Annotated in this window: 11 protein-coding genes; 3 read left to right on the top strand and 8 right to left on the bottom strand. The window is 60.3% G+C overall.

What is annotated here, in order from left to right:
* Positions 1-30: 30 nt before the first annotated feature.
* From AB5Y53_RS03640 to AB5Y53_RS03650, 3 genes are all read right to left on the bottom strand, one after another.
* Positions 31-1,383, bottom strand: a complete 1,353-nt coding sequence (locus AB5Y53_RS03640) for a PTS cellobiose transporter subunit IIC (protein WP_010673338.1) — start codon at positions 1,381-1,383, stop codon at positions 31-33.
* A gap of 27 nt (positions 1,384-1,410) precedes the next feature.
* Entirely contained in the window at positions 1,411-1,716 is a 306-nt protein-coding gene (locus AB5Y53_RS03645; RefSeq protein ID WP_010673339.1) for a PTS sugar transporter subunit IIB, read from the bottom strand.
* 840 nt (positions 1,717-2,556) lie between these two features.
* Positions 2,557-4,908 carry a glycoside hydrolase family 9 protein gene (locus tag AB5Y53_RS03650; RefSeq protein WP_368181139.1) on the bottom strand — a complete coding sequence of 784 codons (2,352 nt, stop codon included), beginning with the start codon at positions 4,906-4,908 and terminating at the stop codon, positions 2,557-2,559.
* Positions 4,909-5,626: 718 nt separating this feature from the next.
* Between AB5Y53_RS03650 and AB5Y53_RS03655 the strand changes: the two genes are divergently transcribed.
* The 3 genes from AB5Y53_RS03655 (at position 5,627) to AB5Y53_RS03665 (ending at position 11,714) form a co-directional block, all read left to right on the top strand.
* Positions 5,627-8,305: a glycoside hydrolase family 3 N-terminal domain-containing protein gene (locus AB5Y53_RS03655; protein ID WP_368181140.1), complete on the top strand. Its 2,679-nt coding sequence runs from the start codon at positions 5,627-5,629 to the stop codon at positions 8,303-8,305.
* A 93-nt stretch (positions 8,306-8,398) separates the two neighbouring features.
* Entirely contained in the window at positions 8,399-10,372 is a 1,974-nt protein-coding gene (locus tag AB5Y53_RS03660) for a methyl-accepting chemotaxis protein (protein ID WP_368181141.1), read from the top strand.
* 10 nt (positions 10,373-10,382) lie between these two features.
* The gene (locus tag AB5Y53_RS03665; RefSeq protein ID WP_103244411.1) at positions 10,383-11,714 is read left to right on the top strand and encodes an ABC transporter substrate-binding protein; all 1,332 of its coding nucleotides are present in this window, start codon (positions 10,383-10,385) and stop codon (positions 11,712-11,714) included.
* Positions 11,715-12,041: 327 nt separating this feature from the next.
* Here AB5Y53_RS03665 and AB5Y53_RS03670 read toward each other — a convergent pair whose 3' ends face one another.
* From AB5Y53_RS03670 to AB5Y53_RS03690, 5 genes are all read right to left on the bottom strand, one after another.
* The gene (locus tag AB5Y53_RS03670) at positions 12,042-13,064 is read right to left on the bottom strand and encodes a LacI family DNA-binding transcriptional regulator (protein WP_041201452.1); all 1,023 of its coding nucleotides are present in this window, start codon (positions 13,062-13,064) and stop codon (positions 12,042-12,044) included.
* 139 nt (positions 13,065-13,203) lie between these two features.
* Positions 13,204-14,073 (bottom strand): MalM family protein, encoded by an 870-nt coding sequence (locus AB5Y53_RS03675; protein ID WP_368181142.1) that lies wholly within the window; start codon positions 14,071-14,073, stop codon positions 13,204-13,206.
* Between the two features lie 74 nt (positions 14,074-14,147).
* Positions 14,148-15,437 carry a carbohydrate porin gene (locus AB5Y53_RS03680; RefSeq protein ID WP_039041336.1) on the bottom strand — a complete coding sequence of 430 codons (1,290 nt, stop codon included), beginning with the start codon at positions 15,435-15,437 and terminating at the stop codon, positions 14,148-14,150.
* A 61-nt stretch (positions 15,438-15,498) separates the two neighbouring features.
* Positions 15,499-16,860, bottom strand: a complete 1,362-nt coding sequence (locus tag AB5Y53_RS03685) for a putative glycoside hydrolase (protein WP_139127908.1) — start codon at positions 16,858-16,860, stop codon at positions 15,499-15,501.
* 810 nt (positions 16,861-17,670) lie between these two features.
* Positions 17,671-20,805: a multidrug efflux RND transporter permease subunit gene (locus AB5Y53_RS03690; protein ID WP_368181143.1), complete on the bottom strand. Its 3,135-nt coding sequence runs from the start codon at positions 20,803-20,805 to the stop codon at positions 17,671-17,673.

Consider the following 20,805-nt stretch of genomic DNA (forward strand, 5'->3'; position numbering starts at 1 on the left):
CAGGCGGCGTGGCGCCCGCACGCCTGGCGCTTACGCCTGACTCTGAATCGGTGTGATTGTGTCTGCTTTTTCTGATCTGGCCGCTTCTTCCGCTTCAGCCGTCTCGGCTTCCTGCTTGAGCAGGGTGCGTTCGTAAGCCCGCACGAAGGGGTAATACATCAGGGCGGAGATCCCCATGCAGATGAAGCACATGATGACCGGACTGAAGGCCCAGTTGGTCGCCCAGGAGGCGCCGATGGGGGCCGGCGTGGTCCATGCGGTCAGCATCACGACCTTCTCAACCAGACCCAGATCCACCGCGAACCAGGCCAGGATGGCGTTGATCACCGGCACCAGGATGAAGGGCAGGAAGAAGACCGGGTTCATGATGATGGGAGCACCAAACAGGATCGGCTCGTTGATGTTGAAGAACCCGGGGACCACGCCCATTCGCCCTATGGTGCGCAGGTGCACGGCACGACTGCGCATCAGCAGGAATGCCAGTGGCAAGGTGGAGCCCACGCCGCCGATAAAGAGGAAATGATCCCAGAAACCGGGCAGGAAGGTGTGGGGAATGGCCTGACCTGCGGCCAATGCGGCCTGGTTGCTGGCCAGGTTTGCCATCCAGAAGGGGTTCATGATGCCGGTGACGATCATGGTGCCGTGGATACCGGCAAACCAGAGGATCTGGCACAACAGCACCGCCAGCAAGACGGCAGGCAGGCTGTCGGAAGCCGCCACCAGCGGTTTGAGCATGGACATGATCGCCTCGGGCAGGATCATGCCAGTGGTTTCCTGCAGCAGCATGTTGAAGGGGTGCAGGGTCAGGATAATCGCCAGGACCGGGATCAGCACCTCGAAGGACCGCGCCACACCCATCGGCACCTGCTCGGGCAGACGGATGGTGATGTTGTTGCGCTTGAGCCAGGCGTAGACCTCGGTCGAATAGATGGCGCAAATAAGAGCGGTAAAGATGCCCTGACCGGAGAAATACTGGGTGGAGATGGTGCCGTCTTTATATTGCGCCGCCACCAGCATGAACGACATCAGGGAGAGTAGACCTGTGGTGATGGGGTCCAGGGAGTATTGCTTGGCCAGGCTGGATGCGACGCCCACCGAAATGAAGACCGTCATCAGCCCCATGCTCATGTTGAAGGGCAACATGAGTTCGGCACGATAGGTGTTGGAAAAATCGAGCCAGGCTCTGGCAAAGCCCCAGGTGGTTTCGCTGGAGATGGGTGGGAAGATGAAGACCAGCATGAAGCTGCCGACGATCATGAACGGCAGCGCGGCAATAAAACCGTCACGGATGGCCAGAACATAGCGTTGCTGACCCAGTTTTCCTGCCAATGGGCCGATCCGTTGTTCGATCAACTTGACCAGCATCCCATAGAGTGAACTCATAGTGTGTGTCCTTCCTTGTGAGCACGCTTAACCAATCAGGGAGAGGGCGTAGTCCAGCACCTTGTCGCCGCGCTGCATGCCGTAATCCATCATGTCGATAGGTTGTACCTTGATGCCGTGAGCCGCCGCCTTGGCTTGCAACTCCGGTTGCATGTACTTGATCTGCGGTCCCAGCAAGACCACCTGGTAATGGGGCATCTGGTCATCGAACTCCGATGCGCCAAAAGCCTTGATCTCGGCAGCCAGGCCCCGTTTTTCGGCTTCTACCAGCATTTTTTTCACCAGCAGGCTGGTGGACATCCCGGCAGAGCAGCACAACATGATTTTTTTCATGATCATTCCTCAGTTATTAAGCTGGGCTCACTATAGATCGATGCAACAAAGCGGGAAATCGATTTCACAAATCAGGTTTTGTAATTGTGATCGCGATCACTTGATGGATGTTTGATATAAGGAGGTGAAGGTGAAATGTCGTTACTTATCAGTAATTTATCGTTGTTTTTGTGATGTGGCTTTCGCCATGTTTGCTCGACTTGGATTGTTGAAATATCGATTTCAAATTTGTCGTGGTTTTCATGCTGCTCCTGGACCCCTGCATGATGCAGGGGGCGCTTTCTGCATGGTGCCGATCCGGCGCCCATGCCAGCAACCCCGGATAACCGAGCCCATTGCCGTGCTCCTTCACCCCCTGGTGGCAGGGTGTCATGGTGGCGGCTAAGGGGCTCTGTACAGTGTCTTGCTCAGATGGCGGGCTCAGCCTGGGTTGCCTTGTGGTGCTCGCTGAGGGTCACGAAACCCGATTCAGGAGCCGGGTATTCTGCTGTCCCGCCTGCTTCGCGCGCGGGGCACTGTAGAAGAGGCGGGGAGCGGGCGATGTCCAGATGGCGTCAGCAGATCTGATGGCAAATGAGGGATCAAGTGGATGCGCAAATAAGGTGGCCAAGAGACGGACATGTAAAAAGCAGGGTTGCGAAGGTGCGGTCAGATGAAATGATCGATAAGAGAGGGTTCTGCTGCCGTCAGCCTCTGAATGATGAGGGAAAAGGGAAAAGGGAAAAGGGGAACGGAAAACGTAAAGCGGAGGGCGGCGACCGGTGCGGGAGCTGTCCTGGGCAAGGTCGGCAGGGGAGTAAAACAATGCTCCGTCACGGGGACGGAGCATTGGAAGGGTGATCAGCGGGTCAATCCACCTTCATCCAGTACGCTGACCGTCCAGAAGAAGGGGGCATTCCAGTTGACGGTGACCTCGTTCAGTGTCCAGGCACCAATCTCATCTTTCCAGCAGGTCTGGCCGGTACACTTGCCCTTGAGGGTGGAGGCAACGGGATCGCTGAAGTTGATGGAGTTCGGCCCGCCCGAGAGTACACCTGGCGGAACCAGGGGAGACGCGGGGTCGATGGGGTGAGCCCAGAACCTGTGGTGCGGATTCTTCAGCGGACGGCTGCCGTAGCCCGACACATAGGACTGGTCGAGGGGGTTGCGGCCGAGCACATAGTCCATGGCATCGGACATGGCCTGCAGGTATTTGCGCTCTCCCGTGAAGTCATGGGCCAACCCGAGGAAGATGCTGCGGTTCATCAGGTTGGAGTTGGAGCCCCAGGGGTATTCGGTAGCCTGATAGGGGATAAGGTAGCCCTCCGTCGCCACGCTCTTCTGGTAGCCGTCAGCTGCGGCGATGATAGCGGCGCGTGCCTTCTCCACTTCCTGATTGCCCAGTTTGTTAGGCACCATGGCCAGCGTGATGGTCCCTGCGCTGCTGAGATCCTGCCAGTAGAGATCACCACTTGCGCTGCGATCCCCCTTGGGGGCGGCCAGATAGAGAGGGGACTGCTGGACGGCCTGCTTGTACTCGGCTTTGCCGGTGGTGGCAAACAGCTCGGCGGCAGCCCAGTAGAATTCGTCCTTCAGGTTGGTGTCATCATAGGGGCCGGATCCCACAAAGTTGTCATAGGCATAGACGTCCGGATGGCGGTTGGCCGCCTTCCAGGCTCGTTCCGCTGCCTGCAGGCTGCGCTGTGCGAAGGCCGGATCCAGATCCTTCCATACGCGAGCAGACTGGGCGGCGGTGGCCGCCAGGTTCAGAGTCGCAGCCGTGCTGGGGTGGCTCAGGAAACGGGGTTGTGGATCCTTGTGGGGCGGGAGCGGCATCCCGGTCCAGGCTTCGTCGGCGACCTTGTGGAAGACCATGCCGGAGGCATCGATCTCGGTCAGTTTCAGGCTGTCGAGCTGCTTGGACTGATCGCCTACCGGCACCCAGGCCTTCTTGCCTTCGGGCACCTGCATGGCGAGGAAGAACTCCATCATCCAGCGGGACTCGTCCAGCAGATCGTTGTAGCCGTTGTGCTGTTCCGGGATCTTGACCTTGCCGTCGGCAAAGGCGCTCTTGTCACCCTCTTTCGCCAGCTGCTCCCGTTCATAAAGGTTCATCAAGGTCCATACCGAGATCCCCCCGTTGACCACGTACTTGCCCTGATCGCCGGCGTCGTACCAGCCGCCGGTCACATCCAGCGTGAAGCCACAGCCAGGCCACTGGTTGCCCTTGGCGTCCTGCTTGTTGAAGCAGGTTACGTTCTCGGGCTTGTGTCCTGCCGGGCGAGCAAGGTCGGGGCGCTGGACATATTTGGCTTCGATGTCGATGCCGCTACGCTGCTGATAGAAGAAGGAGAGGGCATCGAATTTCATGGTGTGATAGATGTCATCGCCGATGCTGAACGGATGACTCTTCTGGCCGGCGACCTCCAGTACCAGGCCGGTGCCCGGGGTGGTGACCTGACTGAAGTCGGCAATCTGTACGTTCTCGCCGGATGCGGCATTCAGGCCAAAGGGCGTGGTCTTGCCTTCCGCGATGGTCTCACCCTGGGCATTGCGCAGGGTCCAGGGGAGCGCGTCCTTGCTGTCGGTGGCGATGGTCGCCCGTTTCAGAGCCTTGCTGAGATAGCCGACCTGGTTGACGCGCACGCTGCCCAGCTCCGATTTCTTGATCAAGGAGGGGCCTGATAGCGTGGCTTCACCGATACAGACAGTGGTCGGTGTCTGGGTGCCCATCTGAAGTTGGAACTGGGTCTTCTCGTCAGTGGCAGAAGGTGTGAACTGAATATCGAACGGTTTGGGCGTGCTGCCGAGGGCGAGGTCCTGCACCATGTAGTTGGTGTAGGGGGCGCCATCATGCTGGATCAGGGCCTTGACGTTGATGTCGCTCTTGGCCATGGCAGTGAAATGGAGTTTGTAGGTTTGCCCCTGCACTAGGCCGAGATTGGACTGACCCAGGATGACATCCCAGGGATTGGAGCCCGACTCGGTGAAGGTGATACAACCCATCTGGTTCTCGGCGTTCAGGGTCCCCCCGGCCGTCCACCATCCATCGGTTCCCTGGAAGCCCCCATTGGTCAGCAATTCACCCACAGGTCCGGCAGATGCCGAGGAGGTAGCTGAACCAGATGCTCCTGCACTGGGCAGTGAGCAGCCATGCAAGCCAATGACGCAAGACATGGCAAGCGTCAGGGCACTAAGCCGAGATGTTTTCATTGTTACCCCTTTGATCACAGACGGAAATAATGGCGTCGATTTTCGCACTCACGCAGAAAATGACCGAGTCATCCTGCGGCCCGCATTTCACTGTCAAGATTCACACACAATCCTTGAGTGGAAATCGATTTCACGATTCAGGTAACAGTAAATTTTTTGGCAGATCAAGTTTGCTTTTATGAAATGTGATGGAGACGGCAAATTTTCGTTTATTGATATATTCATGCACTTGAATTGAATTCCATTGAATCCTTTCAACATTCCTCTGACTCCCCAGCCGTTTGGCCATATCGGTGTCGTTCCAGGCAGCTCATGCGGCAAATTAATGTGATAGATTGCATTTAAATTATTGTTTTAATTTTATTTTGTTGATTTTTCTGACATGAGTCTACCCGTTCTCTCTGTTCCTTCCTGGGTATTCTGCTGATGAGGCACGCCCCCGAGTTTGTGAGTTGCATCACTATTTTCTCTTTCAGCGGGATCTTTGTCATGGCATGACAAAGATACTGCTGGAATGACGAAGAGATTTCTGTTTACCATTTAATATTCTTGCAATCGATTTCAAATTTGACTGTTTTTCAAGACGACTCGCCATGAACGATGAGTCCAGGCGATGAACGAGAACATCCGGAGAGTCATAAGGAAAATGCGTAAAACTACAGGTCTCACCAGGTCTATGACCTGCCTATTCGTGGGGTGCGGCATCTGGAGTGCCGGGATGGCGGATGAGTTGTCGACCATGCCCTATTTTTCCACCTGGCCGCAGATCCACAGCGCCATTGCCAGGGACGAGGGGATGGAGCGCCAGATCCAGGCTCTGCTCTCCCGGATGACCCTGGAGGAGAAGGTGGGCCAGATGATCCAGCCCGACTTTCGTGAAGTGACACCTGAGGAGGTGACGCGCTACAAGATTGGCTCCGTCCTCAACGGGGGGGGGGGCTGGCCCGGCAACAACAAACACGCGTCGGCCCAGGACTGGGCACACCAGGCCGACACCTATTGGCAGGCGGCGGAAGCGGGCTTTGAGGGCAGGGGGTATCGCATCCCCTTCATGTGGGCGACCGATGCGGTGCACGGCCACAACAACGTCTTCGCGGCGACCCTGTTCCCGCACAATATCGGCCTGGGGGCGGCGCGGGATCCGGATCTCATCTACCGTATCGGCCAGGTGACGGCGCGGGAAGTGGCCGCCACCGGGCTGGATTGGACCTTCGCCCCGACGGTGGCGGTGCCCAGGGATGATCGCTGGGGCCGGACCTATGAGGGCTATTCCGAAGATCCCGCCATCGTCTATCACTATGCCGGCGAGATGGTGCGTGGCCTGCAAGGTTCCGCGACGGATCTGCGCGGCCAGCGCCATGTCATCTCGAACGTGAAACACTTCGTGGGGGACGGCGGTACCCTGAACGGGGTCGACCGGGGTCAGAACTTCTATTCGGAAGAGGACCTGCGCAACCTGCACGCGGTGGGCTACTTCTCGGGGCTGGATGCCGGTGCCCAGGTGGTCATGGCTTCGTTCAACAGCTGGCACAACGAGCTCAACCGCGACGTGCTGCCAGAAGACGGGGTTGAGTACAACGGCAAGCTGCACGGCAGCCGCTATCTGCTGACCGACGTGCTCAAGGGCAAGATGGGCTTTGATGGCCTTGTCGTCTCTGATTGGAACGGTCACAGCGAGATCGCCGGTTGCACCATGGGGAGCTGCCTGCCTGCGGTGCTGGCCGGGGTCGACATCTTCATGGTCACGGCGCGCAAGGACTGGATGGAGTTTCGCCAGAGCCTGCTCGATGGCGTGGCGAGCCGGCAGATCCCGATAAGCCGGATCGACGATGCCGTGACGCGTATCCTGCGGGTCAAGATGCGGGCCGGGCTGTGGGAGAAACCCATGCCATCGGCCCGTGAGCTGGCGGGCAAGCAGGGTGAACTTGGTGCCGTGACGCACAAGGCGCTGGCCCGGGAGGCGGTACGCAAGTCGCTGGTGCTGCTCAAGAACGAGGGCAGGATCCTGCCCCTGAGCCGGCAGAGCCGGGTGCTGGTGGCTGGGAGCGCCGCCAATGATCTGGGCAAGCAGGTGGGGGGCTGGAGCCTGACCTGGCAAGGCAGCGAAAACGGGCGCGGTGATTTCCCCGGTGCCCAGAGCGTGCTGGATGCGGTGACCGCCACCGTCGGTGCGGATCATGTGCAGGTGAGCACGGGATCCGGTGAGTTTGCGGGAGCCAAGCCCGATGTCGCCATCCTGGTCATGGGGGAGGATCCCTATGCCGAGTGGTTCGGCGACATTCCTGACAACAAGACCCTTGCCTATGGGGATCTCAAGAGCAGCTATCATGAGGACCTGTTGACCCTCAAGCGGCTGAAGGCGGCCGGCATCCCCGTGGTGACCGTGCTTTTCTCCGGACGTCCGCTCTACGTCAATGAGGAGCTCAATCTCTCTTCCGCCTTTGTCGCCGCCTGGCTGCCGGGCACCGAGGGGGAGGGGATCACCGATCTGCTGTTCAGGGATGCCAAGGGCAAGGTGGCCCATGACTTCCAGGGACGCCTCTCCTTCTCGTGGCCCTTCAGCAAGTGCGCCACCACCATCAATCGCACGCCCACCCATATCCCGGGCTGGCAGCGTCCAGCCTTCGAGCAGGATCCTGCGGGTGAGTACGCACCGCTCTTCCCCTATGGCTACGGGCTCAGCTACGGCAAGCCTTCCCCTGTGGCGGCCCGGGTCAGCAACCTCAATACCCTGACCCTGGATAAACGTACCTTCGGCTGCAACGAGAGCGACCCCGCCAAACTGACCGCCGCTGACAAGGTGCTCGAGCTGTTCGGGCCAAAGGCGGGTGAAGAACATCGTCTGCGCATGGGGGATGCCAGCAACTGGACGGGGACTGAAGTCTCCGGCAACAGCGTGACCGAGATGACCTTCATCAAGGTTCAGCCCATCGACTACCTGCGCCAGCAGGATGCGCGAGCGGTCACCTTCCTCGGGGCGAACAAGCCGGGTGTCGACTCCGGGGCCACGATCCAGTTGCAGACCACCCAGGTCAAGGGGGCGGATCGTCGCACCTACCTGAAGGGAGAGAGCGAGCTGCAGGTGACGCTGCGGGTGCAGCAGGCGCCAGCGGGGGACATGACGCTGGGGCTGCAGTGTGGCTGGCCCTGCGGCAAGTCCATCGAGATTGCTCCGACCTTGCGCCAGTTGCCCCCGCAGAAGTGGGTGACCCTGAGTCTGCCCCTGCGCTGCCTCGAAGAGGGCATGGACTTCGCGAAGGTGAATACCCCCTTCATCCTGGGCACCAGTGGACAGGCACGCATCGACATGGCGACCGTACGCTGGGTACCGGCTTCTCTGCTGGGGGCCTCAGGGGAAGTGGTCAGGCTCGATTGCCAGGGCAGGTTGAGTCGATAAGCCGTCAGCCAGATGCACCAGGATGCCTGTCGGGCTCCTGGTGCCTTGATAACCGGCTCCGCCCCGATGCGGAGGGAGAGGTGGGAGAGAAGGATGTCGATCGTACAGCGGATCAGATTGGGCTTTACGCTGCTGCTGGTCCTGTTGCTATTGCTCGGGGCCATCAGTTACCTGAAGACGACCTCCATTCACGGTCGTTTCCAGCAGGTGACCGAGGAGGCGACGCCTCAGGCCCTGACCGCCAGCCGGCTGCGCGCCGCGTTGCTGATGGCCGACAGGGACAGCCTGGCGCATCTCGCCATCCGGGAGACGTCGGCGTTCCCCGAGTCCCGTCAGCGTGTTGCCCATGACAAGGTCCGCTATGAGCAGAACATCAAGGCATTCGCGGCCCTGACACTCGATACCGAGAGTGAGCGGCAACTCGCCCGGGTCACCGACCAGGCCCCCCGGCTGTTTACCATCTCTGAGCAGTTGATGAGCCTGCACGAAGAGTCGGTCGAGCTGGAACGGGTGCTCGCACGGATGCGGAGCGAGCTGCTGCACCTGGACGACAACTACCGTTCGGCGGCGGACCTGCTGGTGCGTTACACGGCAGGTCGGCGCTCTTTGCAGAACAAGGCGGAGCTCATCACCAGCGGTATTGCACGGGATCTCAAGCTGATCCTGCGTGCCGACGGCAACACGGATCTGGTGGCGCTACAGGGGGTGCTGGCCAAAGACATCGACATTGCGAACCAGCGTCTGGAGCGGATTGTTGTCCCCGATGACGTCAAGGCCAGGTTCACCCGCCATGTGGCGCGCATTCCCCAGCTGGTATTTGGCGACAAGGGGCTGATTGCCACCCTGGTGCGCCGTCAGCAAATCAGCCAGCAACTCCATGGCTTGCGTGAACAGCAGGAGGCGCAGAGCCAGCAACTGGGGGAGGTCCTGGACAGGCTTATCGCCATCAGCAACCAGAGCATGCAGGAGGACAGGCTGAGTGCCGACGTCGCGGTTGACAGCGCCCGCACCTGGATCGTGATGGTGGCCCTGTGTTCCGTGCTCATCGCCCTCATTGTTGCCTGGAGTACGGCCCGCAGCATCCAGGTGCCGCTGGTGCGGATCAATCGGGTTCTCGGTCTGATGGCACAAGGGGACATGACGCTGCGGGTTCGCTACCCCGCCAGGAACGAGCTTGGTGAGGTTGCGAACTCCATCGACCAGCTGGCCCACCACACCAAAACGCTTCTGATGGAGGTCCAGACCGGGTCTGAGTACCTGGTGAGCGAGACGCGCAAGACCGCAGAGATCGGCGAGCAGGTGATGTCGCAGGTGCAGGCGCAGAAGGCCCAGACCGATCAGGTGGCGGCCGCCATCTTCGAGCTGGAGACCAGTGCGACCGAAGTGGCGCGCTCGAGCGATCATGTTCGTCGGGAGGTGGGGGAGGCCAATGACGAGAGCCGGCTCGGACGTCATCTGATGCAGGCCAATCGGGATGGCATCGAGCAACTGGCGACCGACATCGCCGGGGCCATGGCGATCACCCGCAAGCTCGAAGGCTACAGCAGCAACATTGGCAACATTCTCGAGGTGATCCGTGGCATGGCTGAACAGACCAACCTGCTGGCCCTCAATGCGGCCATCGAAGCGGCCCGTGCCGGGGAGGCCGGGCGGGGCTTTGCCGTGGTGGCCGAGGAGGTGCGGGCGCTGGCTACCCGTTCACAAGGGGCGACCCAGGAGATCCAGGTGATGATCGACAACCTGCAGGGATGCGCCCGCGATGTGGCGAGCGTGATGGCCCAGAGCCATGAGCAGACCCAGCAGAGTGTGCAGCAGACCCGGGATGTCGAGAGTGCCCTGGCGGGGATCGCCTCGCGCATGGAGGCCATCAAGGAGATTGCGGATCACATGGCTTATGCCGCAGCGGAGCAGATTTCGGTGAGTCAGGGAGTGGCCCAGCACGTGGCGGCCATCGCAGACGTGGCTCACGAGACCGAGCAGGCGTCCCGGGTATCGGCGAGCAGTGGTGAGGTGTTGTCGGGGCTGGCCAGCCAGCAGCAGAGTCTGGTGGCCCGTTTCAAGGTGTAGGAGAGAGGCGATGTGGAAATCTGTGAGTGCCCTGCTGGTCTGGGGGCTGAGTACGGCGGCGGTATCCCAGGAGCTGGTGCTGGAAACCTGGCGCGTGGATGACGAGGCGCTCTGGAAGGAGCAGTTTCTGCCCCGTTTTCAGGCGATCCATCCCGAGATCACCCTTAAGCTGCATTCGCAGCGCTCGGCGGATTACGATCGGGAGCTTGCCGAGCGGCTGGCGGCGGGGAAGGCGGGGGATCTCATCACTTGCCGTCCTTATGATCAGTCCCTGCGGCTGTTCCAGCAGGGGCATCTGCTGGATCTGACGGACCTGCCCGGGATGGAGAACTTCCCGAGCTTTGCCAAGGCCGCCTGGCAGACCGACTCCGGGGCCCAGACCTTCTGCCTGCCCATTGCCTCCGTGATCCAGGGTTTCTACTTCAATGTCGATATCTTCAACGCCCTTGGGCTGACACCGCCGCGAACCCGTGCCGACTTCTTCGCCGTGCTGGAGAAGGTGAAGCAGGATGGCCGCTATCTGCCGCTGGCACTGGCGGCTCACGACAGCTGGGTGGTCTCCGAGCTTGGTTATCAGAACATCGGTCCCAATTACTGGCATGGGGAAGATGGCCGCCTGGCGCTGATCAACGGTCAGGCGCGAGTGACCGACGCCCCTTATGTGGCGGCGTTTCGTGAGCTGGCGAGCTGGCGGCCCTACATAGGGGACCATCCTGCCGATGCCACCGAAGCACAGGCGGTGGATGCCTTTGCTGCGGGCAAGGCCGCCATGATAGTGGCGGGCTCCTGGTCGCTGGCCCAGTTCACCGGCAAGGTCAATTTTGGTGCCTTCCCGCCCCCCGTTGCACGGGAGGGGGACACCTGCTATTTCACCGATCACACCGACATGGGGATCGGCATCAATGCCGCCAGCCCGAACAAGGAGGCCGCCCTGAAACTGGTGGAGTGGATGGCAAGCGCCGACTTTGCCGAGCGTTTCTCCAATTCGGTGCCCGGCTTTTTCTCCCTCTCCAACCACTTCTTCGAGCTCAAGGATCCGGTGGCGAGCACCATGATGGGCTGGCGGGATACCTGCGATTCCACCTTGCGTCTGGGGGCACAGTTCCTCACCCGGGGTGAGCCATCGCTTACCACAGAGCTTGCGGAGGTATCGCAATCCGTGGTGCTCGGCACCATGACGCCGGAAGCCGCCGCCGCGCGCATCCAGCAGGGGTTGGCAAGCTGGTATCCCCCCCAGAAGGCGGCCACGAGAAGAGCCAGTCTGTGTGAAGCGGACGAGCCTCTCCCCACGCTGGCAACCAGCGCGGCCACTGGGACGGAATCCCCCTTCGCAGCGCCTTGACGGTGGCCCTGCTCCCGCAGGGATCTGCACACTCCCCAAGGCGCCTTCAGGCGCCTTGTTTCATTCAGGTCGACCGGGTCCATCGGGTTGTGATTGCCAGGCTTTGGCTGGTGTCATCGGGCCAGGCCGGATTGAGGGGCCGGCAGAAGAGGGACGCCAGGTTGAGCGTGGTCTCTGTGCTATGTCAGAGAGTCAAGGTGGAAGTCGCGGCAGGGGCAAGTCATTCGCTGGGCAGGCGGCTGACAAAAGAAAAACGGCCCGAAGGCCGCTTTGCGCTGATGCTGTGCTGGGATCTGATGCTGCGCAGGGAACTGCCCCGGTCTGTGTTCACCCCTTGTACGGCAGTGTGGTATCACGCACCACAATGCTCAACTCGGGCAGTTCGTCCGAGTTCAGCTCCGTGTTCTCGATCAAACCCAACAGAGTCTTGACCATCTTGACACCCATCTCGTAGATGGGCTGACGTACCGTGGTCAATGGCGGGTTGGAATAAGTAGAGAAGGGCAGGTCGTCAAAACCGATGAGCGAGACATCCTCAGGCACCCGCAAGCCGCACTGCTTGAGCCCCAGAATGGCACCGTAACAGGTCTGATCGTTGGCGCAGAAGATGGCGGAGAATTTCCGGCCGCTCTCCACCAGCTTCTTGACGGCATTGAGCCCGCCGACTTCGGCGAAATCCCCCTGGATGACCAGGGAGGGGTCATATTCAATACCTGCGCTCACCAGGGCCTGGCGATAGCCATGATGACGCTCGATGGCATCGTTATGATCCGGTAAACCGACGATATGGGCGATGTCACGATGACCCAGATCCAATAAATAGCGAGTCGCCATGTAGCCACCCAGCCGGTTATTGATGCTGAAGGAGTGTACCCGCTCGGTCATGATATTGTGACCTGTTGCCACAATCGGTATTTGCTGGGAAAACTCGAGCAGTGTTTGCTGATTGACGTGGCCGGTCAAAATAATAAGGCCATCAACCCGCCGGGCCACCAGCAGGCGCAACCGCTCAACTTCTTCTTCCGCATTCCAGTGACCACTGACAATCAGCGGCACATACTCCATGCCCTGAAGAGTGTGTTCAACACCCCGCAACATTTCGTTGGAAAATGGACTCTCCACATGTTGGGTCAAAACACCCAGGGTCATGGACTGACCCGTTTTCAAATATTGCGCCATCAGGTTGGGACGAAAATTCAATTCCTGAATGGCATCTTCCACCGCCTGACGTTTATCTGCGGCCACTTTGGCCGAGCCGTTCAATATCCGGGATACAGTGCTTGCCGAGACACCGGCTCGGCGGGCGATATCATAGACAGTGGCTTTTTTCTCCTGAGCTGACTTCGACATCCCCCCTCCGTACTCGACTGTGAAAACCCCTGGTCATGGCCAGTGTTATATGAATATCTTCTTAATAAATCAGCAAGTTAGGATACCCGTTTCCCCTGGTGGTGACAAGCGATGATGCGCCTTGCCAGGGGAGGGAATGCTACTGCTGGGCGGCAAAAAAGACCTCTTTTGCCTTGGTAAAACCGGCTTGCTCGGCGGCTTTGACCCAGGCGAGCGCCTGCTCATAGTTTTTGCTCTGAACGGCAGTGCGAATATGCTGATAATAATCCAGTTCACCCAACGATTTATCTGGTGAGACCGTCACGGGCGATATGGTTTTTGCGATCTGTGTCGCATTCTCAGCAGGCTCTGCGTCCAGCGTCAAATATAGGCGTCCGGTAGCAGAGTGAGGCACTTCCACATTGATGAGGCGGGCGACATCCGTGGTGCGATCATATTGCATGGCGCGCTGGAGATGGTCCGGGTTGAGCCGGGTACTGCCCTGCATGTCCTTCGCCGTGGAATAGATCACCATATAGGCGGCCCGAGCGCTGCCGATGGGGGCCGGAATGGTGAATTCCCCCTGAATGTTCTGCCCTGAAATTAACGAACGACCGTCATAACTGAATGTGGAACCGGGAATGGTTTGAACGGCGTTGTATTGCTCGTCCAGCAACAGGATGCTGGGCAGGAAGACGGTATAGTCGACCGGAATGGTTATTTTGACGCGAGTTGCCTGGCTGATTTCGGGCAGCGAGAAGGCCATTACATAGCTTTTGCCTGAATCAAATGCATAGACCTGGCTGTCGGTGCTCACATCGACCCAGCGGCTCTCCTGCCCGAGGGACTGGAAGCGAAGTTCCTTGAACGACTCGACCGCCACCTTGTTCGACAATTGTTCCCGACCTTGTTCAACCTGTTGCTGCAGGGCGGAGACTGCCGATCCTGGCGAATGCTCCGGGCCCATGCCGGCGCATCCGGCCATCAGCAGACTGACCAGGAAAGGCAGACACTGCTTCGTTCCCTTCATCGTGTTTCCTCGTATGCAATGCGGGTCCCCCAAGGGACCCGAGATTATAGTGCAGATAAGTATCGCGACCTAACCTACCACCACATGTCCGCCTGTACACCGACCAGGAAATCTTCCCGGTCTTCCTGCCAGGGGGTCTCGTTGTTGTGATCGACATAGGTCGTCAGAATGCGGATCTCCGGTGAGGGCCCCATGCCGGTATTGACGGTGAAGGTCGGCACTATGCTGACCTTGTGAGAGGTGCCACCCCGTTCGACGTTGTCGATGATCAGGTTGTTTTTCACATATCCGACTTCCGTCTGGATGGAGAAGAACTCATTGATCGGGAATACCGGGCGCAGAGATGCGGCATACCAGGAGTCATGGCCACCCAGCTCGTAATCGTTGTACTGGTAGGAGAGGGTCGGCAGCAGATGAATATTGGCGCCATACCAGCCACCCCAGAGGAAGAGGCGGTAGGATTGATCGCCTTCCATCACCTTGGACTGGTAGGGTTTATAGCCATCCGCCTTGTCCTGCAGTGTCTTCTGATACAGGGAGCCCTTGCGATACATGGCGGTATTGGTCAGGTTGGCACCCAGCAAGTCCCCTGAACCCAGCCCACGTCCTGCCTGGGCGATGAACTTGGAGAAGCCCCCCGGCATGAAGAAGAAGTCGTCGCGGGAATAGATGACGGTTCCTTCTGCCCCCTTGGTCGCATATTGCTTGTTGTCGCCGGTGAACTCGTTGCTGGGCATCTGCTTGAGTGCGATCTCCATGTCCCAGGCACCGTAGAGGGCGCTGGTGTGGAGGGTGTGCATGGTGGCTTCAGTGCCATTGGCGCGGTCGGAGTGGCTGGTGTCGTTGCTGTTGATATAGGCAAAGTCCCACTTGCCACCCGCCATCTCCATGGCTTTGATGCCGACGCCGGTTCCCGAGTAGTCCGTGTAGAAATAGTCGGTGGTCCAGATGTAGTTCTCGCGGTCGTAATAGCGCAGGCCGCCCCACATGGTCCCGGTCGGGGTGATGCCACCCAGCTCCACATAGGTTTCTGACACACCGCTTTCGCGAGGCGCGGCACGGGTTTGCAGGCCATCGGCATCGGACTCCACCTTGAAGTGGATGTTGACCGACTTGTTGCTGCCCAGATCCCACAATTTGTTCAGGCCTGCTTCCCAGCTGTTGTCCAGCTCGGAGCCCAGGCGCCCCATGGTCTTGTCCATCTCATATTCGTACCCCGCCTTGGCGAAGTTGTCCTTGGCGTCAAACATCGAGCCGGCACGAATATAACCGTGGAAGCCAAAACTCTCGGCGGCATTCGATACTGCGGGCACTGCCAGCCCGCAACATGCCCCGACAAACAAGGCGAGTGACTTCAATTTCATCTTATTGCTCCAATCCGTAGAAAATTATTTTCAATCGATTTCTCGAAGATTCAATGCCTTGTCACTTGATCTGCTGGCAGGGCTGATTGCTGTCAAAGTCTGCCGGGATGGCTGTTTTCAGGGCCACGTTGGTGAAGGCGAAGCGCAGACCGGCCATGGAGTCCCAGGCCCCGCTCAGGTAGAGCGCCTTTTGCACCGAGCCTGTGTTGGCCGCCGGAATGAGAGAGGCGACCGGCAGGATGCATCGGTACCAGGTGTCGTCATCGGGCACGATGTTGCTGTCCATGGTGAAGAAGGTGCCAAAGTCCGGGCCTGCGGTACCGTCCATGCGGATCTGGATGTTGGGGGAGTCACCGTAGCTGGAGACTTTCAGGTCGAGCAGCATGGCGCCGTCCTGATAGGCGGAGAGATCCCCATTGGCGCTGTCGGTCCCGAGGAAGGCGGCGCCATTGCCTGGCAGGTCCATGGTGATGACCTGGTTTTCATCGGTCAGGGTGCCGCCGAAGCTGGCTGCCGGGTAATCGGCGCTGCGGTCCAAGGCCTGGCTCTTGTCACCGGAGTAGTAGAGCGCGGCATCGGTGGCCACCAACGCGGGGGCATTGTTGACGCCGGAGCCTGTGTCCGGATTGGTACCTGGATCGGTGCCAGGATCGGTACCGGGATCGGTTCCCGGGTCGGTGCCTGGGTCTGTGCCCGGGTCGGTAGCGCCGCCAGGCGCTTCACAGGTGACCGGGTCGACAACGGGCTTGGCCGAGGTGGTGAGCAGGTACTTGATGTTGGTGATTTCGTAGTTGAAGGCTTCTTTGGTGGCCAGGTGGAACGGTGTGCCCACAGTGGCGAGGTTGATGGCCGTGGCACCGGGGAAGGGCTTCATGCAGTTGATGGGCAGCGTGAGCGTTTCCCAGTCGCCCGAACCGGTCAGGGCGCTGGCAATGGGCAGGCTGCTGCGGTTGGGATACTCGTTGTCGATGGAGGCATTGAGCACTTCCGGCACCTTGCTCTTGGTCCGCAACTGGAACTCGATGAAACCGGAGGCGTATTTGCTCAGGTTCAGAGGGGTGGCGGATTTGAGCATGAAGGTGCCATCTCCGTCACCGGCTACCTGCACATCGGCGGTGTCATCGGTACCGGCATTGTTGATGAGCACGGCGCTGATGCTGGTCATGGCGACGGGAGAAGCGGTGACCGGTTGCAAGCTCCAGTTGTCCTTCTCTGACTGGATGCTGGGGGTTGTACCCCCATTGGCACCGACCCCGAACAGGATCAGGGTGCTGTCGCCAGGGGGCGTGGTGCCACCGTTGTCGCCACCGTTATTACCACCGGTGTTGCCACTATTCGAGTCGATATTATCGGCCCCACCACACCCGCCAAGCAGGGCAGCGGCGATCAACGACGCCAAAAGTCCTTTTTTTGATGCATTCATACTGACCACTCCAATCAATGGGAAAAATATCCACCGCGATGAACCGTCAAGACTCAAACAGACGCTATGCAATCGATGCCAAGACAAATCATGCTGGCTTCATTTTCTTGAAATCGATTTCCAATGCAATGCTTATCCCCTGTGATGATCAAAGTTTGTGTTTCAAATCACAGAAAGCGTGTCCTGATGACCAGCTGATGGGATGTGCAAGAAAGAGTTATCTTTAAACGAAAAGAGTTTATGGTGTTGTTTTTTATCGTTTATTTTATTTTTATCTTGAGGCTGAATATCAGAGGGATAGTATTGGAGTAGATCTGCAATGTATCTGAGGTGATTGCGATGTGTCGATTTCTGAGCAACACTTAAATTGACTTCGATTTCATGGTGTGTTGAATGAGACTCAGGCTGTCATCAACATTGCGGGGGCCTCTCCAGCGGTTCAGGCACCAGGAGTGTCCAGCCTTGACTGGTGATGGCAGACAGCATGCAGTCGATGAGGCCAAGGGAGTCGGCCGTCAGAGCGATGCTGAGGCCGGGTTCCTGCTGGGTTGGCACCGACCCGGGATGGTGCAAGCCCCCTGTGCCAGATAGCAGATCGCCATCTTGGAGAAGACCAAGGATGCACCGGTGACGGAGGGCTGGTCACAAATCCTGGAGAGGCAACCCGCGATAGGGTCGCCCCGCAGCACCGGCCATGAACCACAGGCCCGGCACCATGGCGCGCTCATCCTCTTCGAAGGAACGCAAAATGGTGCCAGGCATGCATTGCATGATCATCGCCTCCCCAGGGCCAGCAAACCCGCGCAGCGGTCAGCATGATCGGTGCTGTGCTCGCTGTGCTCGCTGTGCCCGCCAGGCCTGAATGCGCGCCTGGGTGCCGATGACGAAGACAAAAAAGACCGGCACGAAGAAGATGGCCAGCAGGGTGCCGCTGATCATGCCGCCGAACACGCCGGTGCCGATGGCATGCTGGGTCTCCGCGCTGGCACCGCTGGCAAGCATCAGCGGCACCACGCCAAGGGTGAAGGCGAGCGACGTCATCAGGATGGGGCGCAGACGCAGGCGTGCGGCGGTCACCGCAGCGTCAAGCAGCGAGCGTCCTTCGCCATGCAACAGGCGGGCAAACTCCACGATGAGGATGGCGTTCTTGGCCGACAGCCCGATGATGGTGATCATGCCCACCTTGAAGAAGACGTCGTTGGGCATGCCGCGCAGCATTACCGCCGCCACGGCGCCGAGCAGGCCCAGGGGGACCACCAGCATCACGGAGAGCGGAATGGACCAGCTCTCGTAGAGCGCGGCCAGCACCAGGAAGACCACCAGCCCCGACAGCAGCATCAGCAGGGGGGCCTCGGCCGCCGACTGGCGCTCCTGCAGCGACTGTCCCGTCCAGGCCAGGGCGAAGCCTGGCGGCAATTGCGCCACCAGGCGATCCATTTCCGCCATCGCGGCGCCACTGGAAACCCCGGGGGCGGCACTCCCGGAGAGACGCACGGCGGGGAAGCCCTCGAAGCGCATCATCTGTTGCGGCGACTGGCGCCAGGTCGGCGTCACCACCTCCCGCAGGGGCACCATGCCGCCGCTGGCATTGCGCACCCGCAGGCCGAGCACGTCATCGAGCTGCATGCGCGCCTTGGCGTCGGCCTGCAGAATGACCTGCTGCATGTGTCCGCCATTGGGGAAGTCGTTGATGTAGAGCGACCCCATTGCCGCCGACAGGGTGCTGCTCACGCTGGTGAACGAGAGCCCCATGGCCTCGGCCTTCTGCCGGTTGATCTCGAGGTGAATGCTCTCGCCGGGGGGCAGGCTGTCGGGATAGACATCGCTCACCACTTCGCTTTGGGCCGCCAGTGCCAGCAGTTGCGCCTGGGCGGCCAGCAGCGCGGCCTCCCCCTGGTTGGCCCTGTCTTGCAGGAAGAGCGTGAAACCCGAAGAGGTGCCCAGTTCGTCGATGGCGGGCGGCAGCAGGCTCATCACAGTACCTTCCTTGCTGTTGGCCATGGCGGCCTGTGCCAGCTCTGCCTCTTCGGCGGCCGTGGCACCATGGCGCTGGTCCCAGTCTTTGAGCATGGTGAAGGCCATGGCCGCATTGGGGCCGGCGCCGGAGAAGCTGAAGCCTTGCACTACCAGATTAGTGTCGAGCGCCTCGCGAGAGGCCACATGGGCCTCGAACTCCTTGATGACGGCCAGGGTGCGCTCGCTGGTGGCGCCGGTCGGCAGCTGGATGGAAGTCATGAAGTAGCCCTGATCCTCGTCCGGCAGAAAGGAGGAGGGCAGCTGGGTGGCCGCGATCGCCAGCACGGCGCAGAGGGCGGCGAAGGTGACCATCATGCGTCCGCTGCGCCCGACCAGCCGGGTGACCCGAACGCCGTAGCCTGCGGTGAGCCGCTCGACGCCCCGGTTGAAGGCGCCGAAGAAACCGCGCTTCTCATGGTGATCCGGGCTGACCGGACGCAGCAAGGTGGCGCAGAGCGCCGGCGTCAGGGTCAGGGCGAGGAAGGCCGAAATCAGGATCGAGACCGCCATCGACAGGGTGAACTGCTGGTAGATGACCCCCACGGAGCCGCTGCCGAACGCCATGGGGATGAACACCGCCGTGAGCACCAGGGTGATGCCGATCACCGCCCCGGTGATCTCCTTCATGGCCCGCGATGTCGCCTCCCTGGGCGATAGCCCCTGGGTGGCCATCAGGCGCTCGACGTTCTCCACCACCACGATGGCGTCGTCGACGATGATGCCGATGGCCAGCACCATGCCGAACATGGTCAGGGAGTTGATCGAAAAACCGGCCAGCAGCATCACCGCGAAGGTGCCAAGCAGGGCGATGGGGGCGACGATGGCCGGGATCAGGGTGTAGCGCAGGTTCTGCAGGAAGAGAAACATCACCAGGAACACCAGCACCATGGCTTCCAGCAGGGTGTGGATCACCTTGTCGATGGAGACCTTGACGAAGGGGGCCGAGTCAAAGGGGATCGAATAGGCCATGCCCGCCGGCAGGGTTGGCGCGAGCTGGGCAAGGCGAGTGCGTACCGCATCGGCGGTGCGCACGGCGTTGGCGCCGGGGGAGAGCTGGATGGCGGCGCTGGTGGCAGCCACCCCGTTCTCGCGGTTGGAAAAGGCGTAGGATTGCGCCCCCAGCTCGACCCGGGCGATATCGCCCAGCACCAGCTTGGCGCCATCGGCACCTGCCCGCAGTACGATGGCGGCGAACGCCTCGGGAGTGGTCAGCTGCCCCTGTACCGTGAGGGGAACCGTCAGTCGCTGGCCAAGCAGGGCGGGTTCGTCGCCGAGGCGCCCCGGTGCAATCTGCACGTTCTGCTGCTCGATGGCCTGCGCCACCTCGCTGATGGTCAACCCGTAGGCGGCGAGCTTGCCCGGATCCACCCAGATGCGCATGGCCTGCTCGGCGCCGAACAGCTGCACTCGCCCCACCCCGTCGATGCGGCGTAGCTCCTGCACGATATTGCGCGCCATGTAGTCGTTCAGCGCGACCTCATCGAAGCGGCCATCCGGTGAAGTCATGCCGACCATCATCAGAAAGCCGGACGAGGCGGACTCCACCTGCAGGCCGGTTTGCCGCACCGCCTGTGGCAAGCGAGGCTCGACCGCCTTGATGCGGTTTTGCACGTCCATCTGGGCCAGCTCCGGATCGGTGCCCGGCTTGAAGGTGGCGGTGATCTGCGCGCTGCCGGAGGCATCTACCGATGACTCGAAGTAGAGCAGGTTCTTGACCCCAGACAGCTCGCGCTCGATCAGGCTCACCACCGCATCATTCAGGGTCTGCGGCGTGGCGCCCGGATAGGTGGCATAGAGGGTCACCGACACCGGCGCCACCGAGGGGTAGCGGGAGATGGGCAGCTTGGGGATGGCGATGACCCCCGCCAGCACGATGAAGAGGGCGATCACCCAGGCAAACACCGGGCGATGAATGAAAAACTGCGGCAT

The sequence above is a fragment of the Aeromonas sp. R7-5 genome (assembly GCF_040908015.1).
Classification (GTDB): domain Bacteria; phylum Pseudomonadota; class Gammaproteobacteria; order Enterobacterales; family Aeromonadaceae; genus Aeromonas; species Aeromonas caviae.

What these genes read in the sequence shown, in the direction of transcription:
- AB5Y53_RS03660 (WP_368181141.1), top strand. Translation starts at nt 8,399, where the DNA reads ATGTCGATCGTACAGCGGATCAGATTGGGCTTTACGCTGCTGCTGGTC.
- AB5Y53_RS03680 (WP_039041336.1), bottom strand. Translation starts at nt 15,437, where the DNA reads ATGAAATTGAAGTCACTCGCCTTGTTTGTCGGGGCATGTTGCGGGCTG.
- AB5Y53_RS03640 (WP_010673338.1), bottom strand. Translation starts at nt 1,383, where the DNA reads ATGAGTTCACTCTATGGGATGCTGGTCAAGTTGATCGAACAACGGATC.
- AB5Y53_RS03665 (WP_103244411.1), top strand. Translation starts at nt 10,383, where the DNA reads ATGTGGAAATCTGTGAGTGCCCTGCTGGTCTGGGGGCTGAGTACGGCG.
- AB5Y53_RS03650 (WP_368181139.1), bottom strand. Translation starts at nt 4,908, where the DNA reads ATGAAAACATCTCGGCTTAGTGCCCTGACGCTTGCCATGTCTTGCGTC.
- AB5Y53_RS03675 (WP_368181142.1), bottom strand. Translation starts at nt 14,073, where the DNA reads ATGAAGGGAACGAAGCAGTGTCTGCCTTTCCTGGTCAGTCTGCTGATG.
- AB5Y53_RS03690 (WP_368181143.1), bottom strand. Translation starts at nt 20,805, where the DNA reads ATGCCGCAGTTTTTCATTCATCGCCCGGTGTTTGCCTGGGTGATCGCC.
- AB5Y53_RS03685 (WP_139127908.1), bottom strand. Translation starts at nt 16,860, where the DNA reads ATGAATGCATCAAAAAAAGGACTTTTGGCGTCGTTGATCGCCGCTGCC.
- AB5Y53_RS03645 (WP_010673339.1), bottom strand. Translation starts at nt 1,716, where the DNA reads ATGAAAAAAATCATGTTGTGCTGCTCTGCCGGGATGTCCACCAGCCTG.
- AB5Y53_RS03655 (WP_368181140.1), top strand. Translation starts at nt 5,627, where the DNA reads ATGGCGGATGAGTTGTCGACCATGCCCTATTTTTCCACCTGGCCGCAG.
- AB5Y53_RS03670 (WP_041201452.1), bottom strand. Translation starts at nt 13,064, where the DNA reads ATGTCGAAGTCAGCTCAGGAGAAAAAAGCCACTGTCTATGATATCGCC.